Genomic DNA, 11047 nt, shown 5'->3' on the forward strand with positions numbered 1-11047 from the left:
CGGCCTGATCTACCCGGTCCCGGACCCGGCGTTCCCGTTCCTCGGGGTCCACGCCACCCGCGGCATCGACGGGCACCGTCCACGCCGGCCCGAACGCCGTGCTCGCGCTGGCCCGCGAGGGCTACGACTGGCGCACGGTCAGCCGAAGGAGCTGCTGGGGACGCTGACCTACCCGGGCATGGTGAAGGTGGCGCGCACGCACTGGCGCTACGGCATCGGCGAGGTCCGCCGCTCGCTGTCGACGCGCGCGATGGTCCGCCAGATCCAGCGGATGCTGCCCGAGGTCACCGCCTCCGACCTGCACCCGGCAGGCGCCGGGGTGCGGGCCCAGGCCGTGAAGGCCGACGGCACCCTGGTCGACGACTTCCTGTTCCTCGACCAGGCCGGTCCGGACGGCGCGGGCCGCCCCGGCTCGATCCTGCACGTGCTGAACGCACCGTCCCCGGCGGCGACGGCGGCGCTGCCGATCGGCCGCGAGATCCTCGACCGGCTCGGTGCGGCATGACCGGCGCACGGCCCGAGGGCTTCCGGTCCGGGTTCGCCTGCTTCGTCGGCAGGCCCAACGCCGGCAAGTCGACCCTGACCAACGCGCTGGTCGGGGAGAAGATCGTGATCACCTCCTCGCGCCCGCAGACCACCCGGCACGCGATCCGCGGGATCGTGCACCGACCGGACGCCCAGATCGTCCTGGTCGACACCCCGGGGCTGCACCGCCCCCGGACCCTGCTCGGGTCGCGGCTCAACGACCTGGTGCGCGAGACGTGGTCCGAGGTCGACGTCGTCGGGTTCTGCGTGCCCGCCAACGAGAAGGTCGGCAAGGGTGACCGGTTCATCGCCGAGGAGCTGGGCCGGATCGCCGCGCACACCCCGGTGGTCGCCGTCGTCACCAAGACCGACACCGCCCGCCCCGAGCAGGTCGCCGAGCGGCTCACCGAGGTGGCGGCGCTGATGGACTTCGCCGAGGTCGTGCCGACCTCGGCGCGGTCGGGCTTCCAGGTATCGCTGCTGTCGGACCTGCTGGTCGGGCTGCTGCCGGAGGGGCCGCAGCTCTACCCGGACGGCGACCTCACCGACGAGCCGACCGACGTGCTCGTGGCCGAGCTCGTGCGGGAGGCGGCGCTGGAGGGCGTGCGCGACGAGCTGCCGCACTCGATCGCCGTCGTCGTCGAGGAGACGATCGAGAAGAAGGACCTGCTGGAGATCTACGCGATCATCTACGTCGAGCGGTCCAGCCAGAAGGGCATCGTGATCGGCAAGGGCGGTGCCCGGCTCAAGCAGGTCGGCAGCGACGCCCGTCGCCAGATCGAGAAGCTGCTGGGCACCCGGGTGCACCTGGACCTGCACGTGAAGATCGCCGAGGACTGGCAGCGGGACCCGAAGCAGCTGCGCAAGCTGGGGTTCTGAGGAGAACCTAGACTGGGTGGGTGGCCCAGCTCTACCGCGACACCGGGATCGTGCTCCGGGTGCAGAAGCTGGGCGAGGCGGACCGGATCATCACGATGCTGACCCGTCAGCACGGCAAGATCCGGGTGGTCGCCAAGGGCGTGCGCCGCACCCGGTCGCGGTGGGGCGCCCGGCTGGAGCCGTTCAACCACGTCGACGTCCAGTGCTACACCGGGCGCACGCTCGACGTGGTCACCCAGGCCCAGACCGTCGACGCGTTCGCGCCGGCGATCGTCGCGGACTGGTCGGCCTACTCCTGCGGCTGCGCGATCCTGGAGACCGCGGACCGGCTGGTGTCCGAGGAGGGCGAGCCGAGCCTGCGGGTCTACCTGCTGCTGCTCGGTGCCACCCGGGCGCTGGCCGACGGCGCCCGCGAACCGGCCCTGGTGCTCGACGCGTTCCTGCTGCGGGCCATGAGCCATGCGGGGTGGGCGCCGTCGCTGTCGGACTGTGCGCGCTGCGCGACGCCCGGCCCGCACCGGTCGTTCACCGTCGCCGGGGGCGGCATGGTGTGCCCGCGCTGCCGCCCGCCGGGCTCGGTCCCCCCGGCCCCCGAGACGGTGGCGCTGCTCATGGCGCTGCTGCACGGCGACTGGGACACCGCCGACGCCTCGGGCACCCCGACCCGGCGGGAGGCCAGCGGCCTGGTCGCGGCGCACCTGCAGTGGCACCTGGAGCGCCAGCTGCGCTCGCTGCCCCTGGTCGACCGCCGCGCCCGGGTCCGGCCCGCCGCCGTCGTCGCGCCGGGTGCGCCGGGGACCGCCCCGGAACCGCCGGACGGCGGTGCGCCGACACCTCCGGACGCGCTGTCCGACTAGTTCGATCGGCCCGGTGTCCCGATCGGGCTGCCGTGAGCGGCCCGTATGCTTCGTCGAGCGGTTGACGTTCCCGGTGCGCCGCCCGCCGCGGTGCCGCCGGTCGCGGCGCACGGCGCTTCCGCCGACTCCACCGGGTGAACGTCGCTCAGGACAGGCAACCGGTTGCGCGGTCTCGTTATCCTCCTGTGATCGAGGGGACCCCAGCCCCGTCGGAGAGGCAGTCGTGAACCGACCCCACACACCGCCGCCGGACGACGACCACACCGCTCGCACCCATCGTCTCCCGGCCGCCACGCAGCGGATCCCGGTGCCGCCCACCCAGCAGCTGCCGGCCCGCACCGAGGTCATGCCGGAGTCCCCGCAGGACGGGCCGACCCGCGCGATGCGTCAGGTCCGGGCCCGCACCGAGGACGGCGCCTGGCCGGCCATCCCGATGCTGCCGGTGATCCGGCCCGACGAGTCCGAACCGCTGTCGGAGGTCGACCGGGTCCACGGGCACCGCGGGATGCGCCGGCTGCGCGAGACCATCGAGCGGCTGGAGGACCCGGCCGTGCCGGCCTGGCCCCAGCCCGACCAGCGCGACTGAGCCCGACCACCGCGGCCGAGCCCGGCCATCGGCCCCGACGTAGGGTCGGTGACGTGCCGTTCCAGCCTCCCGCACCGCATCCGTCCGGTGCCCGGCCCCCGGCGATCCCGCCGGAGCTGGTGCCGGGCCACGTCGCCCTCGTCATGGACGGCAACGGCCGCTGGGCCAACGCCCGTGGTCTGCCCCGCACGGAGGGGCACAAGCGGGGCGAGGCGTCGCTGATGGACGTCGCCCGCGGCTGCATCGACCTCGGTGTGCGCTGGCTGTCGGCGTACGCGTTCTCCACCGAGAACTGGCGGCGCAGCCCCGACGAGGTCCGGTTCCTGATGGGCTTCAACCGCGACGTCATCCGCCGTCGCGTCGACGAGATGGACGCGATGGGGGTCCGGGTCCGCTGGGCGGGCCGCCGCCCGCGGCTGTGGCGCTCGGTGATCAAGGAGCTGGAGATCGCCGAGGAGCGCACCCGCGGCAACGACGTGCTGAACCTGACCATGTGCGTCAACTACGGCGGCCGCGCCGAGATCGTCGACTCGGTGCGCCAGATCGCCCGGCTCGCCGCCGAGGGCCGGATCAACCCCGACAAGATCGACGAGCGGATGCTGGCCCGCCACCTCGACGAGCCGGACATGCCCGACGTCGACCTGTTCGTGCGCTCCTCGGGGGAGCAGCGGACCTCGAACTTCCTGCTCTGGCAGAGCGCCTACGCCGAGATGGTCTTCCTGGACACGCTGTTCCCCGACTTCGACCGGCGCCACATCTGGCAGGCGATCGAGATCTACGCACGCCGGGACCGGCGTTTCGGCGGGGCCGTGGACGCCGCGACGGGCGACGCCGCGACGGGGGTGACACCGTGAGCACCGATGTGATCACCGGGATGCTCGCCACCGCGAAGGGTGCGCTGGAGCGGTTCCACGACGTCACCGCCGCCGACGACGGCGCGCTGACCTTCGCCCACGGCGGCGTGCTGTGCGTGGTGCAGGGGACCGAGCTGGAGGAGGGGCTGCCCGTCCTCAACCTGACCTGCGTCGTGGCGTGGGACCTGCCGGACTCCGCCGACCCGGAGCACGACGTGCCGCGACGGGTCGGGCTCGGGGTGGGGGAGGGCCTGTTCGGCACGCCCCGGGTGGTGCGCGGCGAGCGCGGCTGGGACGTGACGCTGCGCTACGCCTTCCCCGCGGCCGGGCTGGGCGAGGGTCCGATGGGGACGCTGCTCATGCTCGTCGTGTCCTCCGCGTCGAGCATGCGGGCCGAGCTCGTCGGCGGCTGACCGGCCGGCCGGGGCGGTGCCCGCCCCGGCCGCGCGGGTCACTTCTTGCGGTTGGTGCCGAGCTCCTCGGCGATCGGGTTGACCGGGTCCACGTCCTTCGTGGACTCCGACAGCCCGGGACGGGTGTGCTCGGTGCGCCGCTGCGCGCGAAGCTGCTCGGTCTCCTCGGCCGACTCGTCCGCGGTGTCGCCCGCGGTCTGGCGCGCCGGGTCGTCGTCGGCCAGGTCCACGGCGGCCACCACGGCGGCGATCGAGGCGTAGTGCTCCTCGGCCGGCACCGCCCGCAGGGCCTCGACCGTCGCGGCGTCGGCCTCGTTGCGCTCGGCGGTCCACGCCAGGTCGTCCTTGCCGGCGGGGAACTCCAGGCCGTGCAGGGCGGTGCGGACGGCGTCGGACGTCGTCGTGCGGGTGGTCATGAGGTCACCTCTCGTCGGGATGCGTCCCGACCGGGTAGCCGCTGTGCGCCGGATGATGCATCCGGCGGGGATCAGTTCCCCGGGCCGTCCGCGGTGCCGTCCCGAGTGCCGTCCCGGGTCACCGCGTCCTCCGGGGCCGCCTCGCCGCTGCCGTCGAGGTGCACCAGCGGCAGCCCCGCCAGCTGGCCCGCGGTCATCCCGTGCGCGACGCCGAGGACGTCGTTCTGGGACTTCTTCAGCCGGGCGTCCACCAGGCCGGACAGGCTGTAGGCGACCCGGCCGAGCAGCCGGACCGTCGTCTCGTCGACGAGCGGGCGCGGGGTGGAGACGACGGCGACGCCCCGGGGCGTCCCGTCGTTGGACTGGGCCACGCCGATCGAGTACGACTCGCGCGGGTTCACGTGCCGGGAGGCGTAGTGATCGCGGAGCTTGAACACCATGTCGTGGAACCCGCTGACGTCCCCGTCGAGCTCCAGCGACGTCAGGTCGTCGGTGGTCAGCGTCTTCGTCCGGCCGGAGAAGCACCGCACGTAGCCGATCAGGGCGCCGGTCCACAGGGCCTCGACCAGCGCCGGGTCGGCGTCCACCCGCACCGGCCCGGACTCGGGCCCGCCCAGGGCGGTGACCAGGTGCTCGCAGCAGCGCAGCACGTACTGCAGGTCCTCGAAGACGGCGGCGAGCTGGGCCAGCTCGCCGGACTCCGGGACGTCGATCCGCCGGACCGTGGTGGGCGCGGGGTGCGTGTCCGTCATCGGTCAGACGCTATCCGGGGTGGCGATGCTCACGTGTCTCCATCTGAGACGGTCTGCTAGTTTCGTCGCCGAAGGTCACGAGTGCCAGCGCGAAGCCCCGGCTCGCTGGACGGCAACCCTCCTCCGCGGTGGGGTGCCCCGGGTGATGACCGGGCCGACGCGACACCCGCAGTCGGCAAGCGCGGATCCGTGCGCCACGCCGGGTCCCCGAGATCGGCCGGAGGCCCGATCATGACCCTCGCCCTGCCACGTCCCGTCCAGCACGCCCTGCCCCGCGTCGTCGGTGCGGACCTCACGGTCCCGCTCGTCGACGGCCGGTGGGCCCGCTACTGCGACCTCGACTCCGCCGCGTCGGCGCCGGCGCTGGAGCCGGTCGCTGCCCACGTCGCCGAGGTGCTGCCCTACCACGGCAGCGTGCACCGCGGCGCCGGCTGGACCTCGAAGGTCTGCACCGCGCTCGTGGAGAACGCCCGCGCCGACGTCGCCCGGTTCGTCCGGGCCCGCGCCGACGACGTCGTGGTGTTCACCCGCAACACCACCGACGCGCTCGGCCTGCTCGCCCGCGCCGTCCCCGGCCCGGTGGTGACCCTGGACCTGGAGCACCACGCGACGCTGCTGGCCTGGCGCGACCGCGAGCACCGCGTCGTGCCCGCCGCCGCCACCGTGGCGGCGACGCTCGATGCGTTGCGGGCCGAGCTCGCCGCCCGTCCCGACGCCGCGCTGGTCGCGGTCACCGGGGCGTCCAACGTGACCGGCGAGCTCCTCCCGGTCGCCGAGATCGCGCGGATCGCGCACGCCGCGGGTGCCCGGCTGTGCGTCGACGCCGCCCAGCTCGCCCCGCACCGGCGCGTCGACCTGGCCGGGTGGGACGCGGACTACGTCGCGCTGTCCGGGCACAAGCTCTACGCGCCCTACGGCGCCGGGGTCCTCGTCGGCCGCCGGGACTGGCTCGACGCCGCCGACCCGCACGTCGCGGGCGGGGGAGCGGTCCGATCCGTGTCCGTCGCCGACGGCCCGGGCGGCGGCACGGTCACGGAGTGGCTGCCGTCGCCGCAGCGGCACGAGGGCGGCACCCCGAACGTGCTCGGTGCCGCCGCGCTCGGAGCGGCTTGCCGGAGCCTGGACCCGCTGATCGACGACATCGTGCCCGCCCACGAGCGCGAGCTGGCCGACCGCCTGCACGCCGGCCTGGCGACGGTCCCCGGCCTGCGGACCCTGTCCTGCTTCGACGACGCGGGCGACCGCACCGCGACCGTCTCGTTCACCCTGGGCGAGCTGTCCGCCGGGCTGGTCGCGGCGGCGCTGTCGGCCGAGTACGGCATCGGGGTCCGCGACGGCCGGTTCTGCGCCCACCCGCTGCTGGCGCGGCTCACCGGCGGCCGCGACGCCGTGCGCGCGTCGCTGGGCCTGCGCACCGGCTCCTCCGACGTCGACCGGCTGGTCGACGCGCTGACCGATCTGGCACGGCGCGGCCCGGCCTGGACCTACGCCCTCGTCGACGGCCGGTGGGCGCCGACCCCGGACCCGCGTCCGGCGGACCCGTTCGCCCGCGACCGGGAGCTGCCCGCCGTCCCCGGCTGCGGGGACTGAGCCCGGTCTCAGCCCGCCGAGCAGCGGCCGCAGAGGCCGAAGACCTCGAGGGTGTGCGACACCTCGGTGAAGCCGTGCTTCTGGGCGACCGACTCGGTCCAGGACTCCACCGCCGGACCCTCGATCTCGACGGCGGCGCCGCACCGGCGGCACACGAGGTGATGGTGGTGGTGCTCGGTCTCGCAGCGCCGGTAGACGGCCTCGCCGGACGCGACCCGCAGCACGTCGACCTCGCCGCCGTCGGCAAGGGTCTGCAGGGTCCGGTAGACCGTGGTCAGGCCGATGCCCTCGCCGGCGCGCCGCAGCTCCTCGTGGATCTCCTGGGCGGACCGGAAGTCGTCCAGCCGGTCCAGCAGCGCGGTGACGGCGGCCCGCTGCCGGGTGGCGCGGATGCCGCGCGGCCCGGCGGTGGACCGCTCGGTGACCGCCGCCGCGGTCGTCCGGCCGGTCGTCTCCGTCACGTGTCCTCCTCGACGTGGGCGACGGCGTCCACCACGATGTGCGCCAGGTGGTCGTCCACCAGCGAATACAGCACCTCGCGGCCCTTCCGCTCGCCCTCGACCACCCCGGCGGCCTTGAGGACCCGCAGGTGCTGGCTGATCAGGGGCTGGGTGACCCCGAGCGCGTCCACCAGGTCGTGGACGCACCGCGAGTGTTCCAGCAGCTGCAGCACGATGGCGATCCGGACCGGCGCGGCGAGTGCCCGCAGCAGGTCGCCCGCGGCGGCCAGCGTGCGCGGGTCGCGGGTCGGGCCCGGCTCTGGCGCGGGGTGGTGGTCGTCGTCCGCGCCCGGGCCGACTCCCGGTGCGTGCGTGGTCTGGGCTGCGGCAGACATGTGGTGGACCCGTCCGTTCCTCCGGAGGCGGCGGCCACACCCTCCGGCGCTGCTGTGCCGTACAGGCCGCACCCGACATGGTAGGCGTGTTCGTTATCGTCGCGCCGTGCTGCTGGTCTGCCGCTTCCGCGTGTCTCCCTCCGAGGAGTCCGCGTTCACCGCGCGCGTGGCCCGCGCCCTGGAACTCCTCGCCGCCCGGCCGGCCTTCCGCGGGGGTGAGGCGGGCCGGGCGATCGAGGACGCCGGGCAGTGGGTCCTGACCGTCCGCTTCGACTCCGTCGACGCCTACCGGCGTGCCCTGGGGCCGTTCGAGGTCCGCGAGCACGTGCACCCGCTGCTGGCAGAGGCCGACACGACCACCGAGGCGACCTACGAGTCCCTGGTGACCGTGGCCCCCGGCGCCGCACCCGTCCACCACCCCAGCCTGTTGAGCTGACCCCGACCTCGCACACCGTTCTGCGACCTCGCAGCCGTTGCAGACCGTGCGAGGTCGCAGGAACCTGTGCGAGGTGCAGCGGGGCCGCGTTGTCCACAGCGCGCGCTCGACGCCCGCCGTGAGCCGGGACCGTCCACAGCCGGACGGGTGACGGGCTTCCCCCGCTCCCGGTGCGCGGCGACGGTGGGGACATGGACCGCGACCCGCGACCGGCGCCCGGAACACCCGCCCCGGTGCTGCGCCGGGACCTGGTCGCGGCGGGAGTGGGCGACGACGAGCTCCGCAGGCTCCGGGTCTCGGGCCGGCTCGTCCGGCTGCGCCGGGGCGCCTACGTCGGAGCCGGGGACCTCGGACCGGTGGAACGACACCGGCAGACGGTGCGTGCGGCGGTCCGCACCCTGTCCCCGGACGCGGTGTTCAGCCACGTCTCGGCGGCCGCGATGCACGGGATCGGGCTGTGGCGGGTCCCGCTCGACCGGGTGGAGGTGACCAGGAACCGGCGCAGCGGTGCGCGGCCGGCGCCGTCGGCGCGATTCCACGCGGCGACGCTCGCCGCGGACGAGATCACCGTCGTCGACGGCGTCCCGGTGACGACGGTCGCGCGTACGGTCGTCGACCTGGCCCGCTCCCTGCCCTTCGTCGTGGCGGTCGCGGTCACCGCCGCCGCGCTCCACGCCGGAGCCGTCACCGCCGACGAGCTCGACGTCGCCGTGGCCCGGTCCGCGCGGCGTCCCGGCACCCCGGCCGCCCGCCGGGTGCTCGCCGCGGCCGACGGCGGCGCGGACGGCCCGGGGGAGACCCGCAGCAGGCTCCTCCTCCACTCCTGCGGCCTGCCCGCACCGGCCACCCAGCAGGAGCTGCGGGATCCGGCGGGACGGTTCCTCGCCCGGGTCGACTTCTGGTGGGAGCAGGCCCGGGTGGCGGGGGAGTTCGACGGGCGCATCACGTACGGCCGGCGGCTCGCCCCCGGCGGCGACGTCGAGGAGGTCCTGTGGCGGGAGAAGCTGCGGGAGGACGCGATCCGGGCGGAGGGAGTCGCGGTGGTGCGCTGGGTGTGGGCCGACCTGCGCAGCGCGGCGTCGTTCGCCCCGACCGTCGCCCGCCTGCACCGCGCCCTCGACCGTGCCGGGTGAGCGCCCGACCTCGCAGACCGTTCTGCGACCTCGCAGCCTCTGCAGGGTCTGCGAGGTCGCAGGAGCCTGTGCGAGGTCGGTCGGGCGGAGCCACCGCGGCGAGGTCGGGGACAGGGGCAGGGAGTGGGGATACATGGCGGGTCGGTAATCTGGGATGCCCCGTATCCGGGGACCTCCGAACCACCTTCTCTGGAGCGCCGCCAGTGGCCAGCAAGCCCACCTCAGCCAAGATCGAGACCATCGTCGCGCTGACCAAGCGGCGCGGATTCGTCTTCGCCTCCGGTGAGATCTACGGCGGTACCCGTCGGCGTGGGACTACGGGCCCCTCGGCGTCGAGCTGAAGGACAACATCAAGCGCCAGTGGTGGAAGAGCATGGTGACCGGCCGCGACGACGTCGTCGGCCTGGACTCCTCGGTCATCCTCCCGCGCCAGACCTGGGTCGCCTCCGGTCACGTCGGCACCTTCTCCGACCCGCTGGTCGAGTGCGAGTCCTGCCACAAGCGCTACCGCGCCGACCAGCTCGCCGAGGAGTTCGCCGAGCGCAAGGGCCGCGACCCGGAGCAGGCCGACCAGAACGACCTCTCCGAGGTCCCCTGCCCGAACTGCGGCACCCGCGGCCGGTTCACCGCGCCCCGCGAGTTCAACATGATGCTCAAGACCTTCCTCGGCCCGGTGGAGTCCGAGGAAGGGCTGCACTACCTGCGCCCGGAGACCGCGCAGGGCATCTTCGTGAACTTCCTGAACGTGCAGACGACCTCGCGCAAGAAGCCGCCGTTCGGCATCGGCCAGATCGGCAAGAGCTTCCGCAACGAGATCACCCCGGGCAACTTCATCTTCCGCACGCGCGAGTTCGAGCAGATGGAGATGGAGTACTTCGTCGAGCCCGGCAGCGACGAGGAGATCCACCAGTACTGGATCGACGAGCGCACCCGCTGGTACACCGACCTGGGCATCTCCTCGGAGAACCTGCGGCACTACGAGCACGCCAAGGAGAAGCTCTCCCACTACTCGAAGCGCACCGTCGACATCGAGTACCGGTTCAACTTCACCGGCCAGGAGTGGGGCGAGCTCGAGGGCATCGCGAACCGCACCGACTTCGACCTGACGGCGCACTCGAACCACTCGGGCGTCGACCTGTCGTTCTACGACCAGGCCTCCGACACCCGCTACAAGCCGTACGTGATCGAGCCCGCCGCCGGTGTCGGCCGGTCGATGATGGCCTTCCTGATCGAGGCCTACACCGAGGACGAGGCGCCCAACGCCAAGGGCGGTGTGGACAAGCGCGTCGTGCTGAAGCTCGACCGCCGGCTCGCACCGGTCAAGGCCGCAGTGCTGCCGCTGTCGCGCAACGCCGACCTGTCGCCGAAGGCGAAGGACCTGGCCGCGCAGCTGCGGAAGAACTGGAACGTCGACTTCGACGACGCCGGCGCCATCGGCCGCCGGTACCGCCGCCAGGACGAGATCGGCACCCCGTTCTGCATCACGGTCGACTTCGACACCCTCACCGACCAGGCGGTGACGATCCGCGAGCGCGACTCGATGGCGCAGGAGCGGGTCGCCCTCGACCAGGTCGAGACCTACCTGGCGACGCGCCTGCTCGGTTGCTGAGACGACGCTGCACCACGAACGCCCCTGCCCAGATCCCGGGCGGGGGCGTTCGTCGTCGAAGGGGTCAGCGCCGGTAGGCCAGCAGCTGCACGCCCAGCTCGGCCTCGGTGCGGCGCACCTCCTCCAGCTGCTCGGCGGACAGCGTGGCGTAGGGCGACTCGG

At 73.9% G+C, this 11047-nt stretch carries 12 protein-coding genes, 2 pseudogenes and 1 riboswitch; of the genes and pseudogenes, 10 read left to right on the forward strand and 4 right to left on the reverse strand.

From position 1 onward, the window contains the following. The 6 genes and pseudogenes from KPL57_RS64355 to KPL57_RS64380 all read left to right on the forward strand — a co-directional run. Window positions 1-505: pseudogene (locus tag KPL57_RS64355) on the forward strand (L-2-hydroxyglutarate oxidase); the annotation flags it as partial. Further along, complete coding sequence (gene era / locus KPL57_RS64360; protein ID WP_226359359.1) at window positions 502-1404, forward strand: GTPase Era; 903 nt, start codon at window positions 502-504, stop codon at window positions 1402-1404. The pseudogene KPL57_RS64355 and the gene era, both read left to right, overlap by 4 nt. 20 nt (window positions 1405-1424) lie before the next feature. Next, a complete protein-coding gene (recO, locus tag KPL57_RS64365; protein WP_226359360.1) occupies window positions 1425-2261 on the forward strand; it encodes a DNA repair protein RecO in 837 nt (278 codons plus the stop codon). A gap of 223 nt (window positions 2262-2484) precedes the next feature. Then, entirely contained in the window at window positions 2485-2847 is a 363-nt protein-coding gene (locus KPL57_RS64370; protein WP_226359361.1) for a hypothetical protein, read from the forward strand. 53 nt (window positions 2848-2900) lie between these two features. After that, complete coding sequence (locus KPL57_RS64375) at window positions 2901-3701, forward strand: isoprenyl transferase (protein ID WP_060712708.1); 801 nt, start codon at window positions 2901-2903, stop codon at window positions 3699-3701. A gap of 20 nt (window positions 3702-3721) precedes the next feature. Beyond that, window positions 3722-4114, forward strand: coding sequence for a hypothetical protein (locus KPL57_RS64380; protein WP_226359368.1), 393 nt, complete (start codon window positions 3722-3724; stop codon window positions 4112-4114). Window positions 4115-4152: 38 nt separating this feature from the next. Here the strand turns inward: KPL57_RS64380 and KPL57_RS64385 are convergent, their stop codons facing one another. Both KPL57_RS64385 and KPL57_RS64390 read right to left on the reverse strand, forming a co-directional pair. Next, a complete protein-coding gene (locus KPL57_RS64385; protein ID WP_226359362.1) occupies window positions 4153-4530 on the reverse strand; it encodes a DUF2795 domain-containing protein in 378 nt (125 codons plus the stop codon). Window positions 4531-4601: 71 nt separating this feature from the next. After that, window positions 4602-5282 carry a hypothetical protein gene (locus KPL57_RS64390; RefSeq protein WP_226359363.1) on the reverse strand — a complete coding sequence of 227 codons (681 nt, stop codon included), beginning with the start codon at window positions 5280-5282 and terminating at the stop codon, window positions 4602-4604. A gap of 73 nt (window positions 5283-5355) precedes the next feature. Further along, window positions 5356-5470, forward strand: a riboswitch (SAM riboswitch). A gap of 43 nt (window positions 5471-5513) precedes the next feature. Here KPL57_RS64390 and KPL57_RS64395 point away from each other — a divergent pair. Further along, window positions 5514-6872, forward strand: coding sequence for an aminotransferase class V-fold PLP-dependent enzyme (locus KPL57_RS64395; protein WP_226359364.1), 1359 nt, complete (start codon window positions 5514-5516; stop codon window positions 6870-6872). Between the two features lie 8 nt (window positions 6873-6880). On the opposite strand, the gene KPL57_RS64400 is transcribed toward KPL57_RS64395, so the two are convergent. Beyond that, complete coding sequence (locus KPL57_RS64400; protein ID WP_060712704.1) at window positions 6881-7333, reverse strand: Fur family transcriptional regulator; 453 nt, start codon at window positions 7331-7333, stop codon at window positions 6881-6883. Next, the gene (locus KPL57_RS64405; RefSeq protein ID WP_226359365.1) at window positions 7330-7707 is read right to left on the reverse strand and encodes a helix-turn-helix transcriptional regulator; all 378 of its coding nucleotides are present in this window, start codon (window positions 7705-7707) and stop codon (window positions 7330-7332) included. Before KPL57_RS64405 ends, KPL57_RS64400 begins: the two co-directional genes overlap by 4 nt. A gap of 106 nt (window positions 7708-7813) precedes the next feature. Here KPL57_RS64405 and KPL57_RS64410 point away from each other — a divergent pair, with 106 nt between their 5' ends. From KPL57_RS64410 to KPL57_RS64420, 3 genes and pseudogenes are all read left to right on the forward strand, one after another. Then, window positions 7814-8143 (forward strand): antibiotic biosynthesis monooxygenase, encoded by a 330-nt coding sequence (locus KPL57_RS64410; protein WP_226359366.1) that lies wholly within the window; start codon window positions 7814-7816, stop codon window positions 8141-8143. A gap of 191 nt (window positions 8144-8334) precedes the next feature. Then, window positions 8335-9276, forward strand: coding sequence for a type IV toxin-antitoxin system AbiEi family antitoxin domain-containing protein (locus KPL57_RS64415; RefSeq protein ID WP_226359367.1), 942 nt, complete (start codon window positions 8335-8337; stop codon window positions 9274-9276). 203 nt (window positions 9277-9479) lie between these two features. Next, window positions 9480-10885: pseudogene (locus KPL57_RS64420) on the forward strand (glycine--tRNA ligase). Window positions 10886-11047 lie beyond the last annotated feature (162 nt).

It is taken from the genome of Pseudonocardia sp. ICBG601 (genome assembly GCF_020496245.1).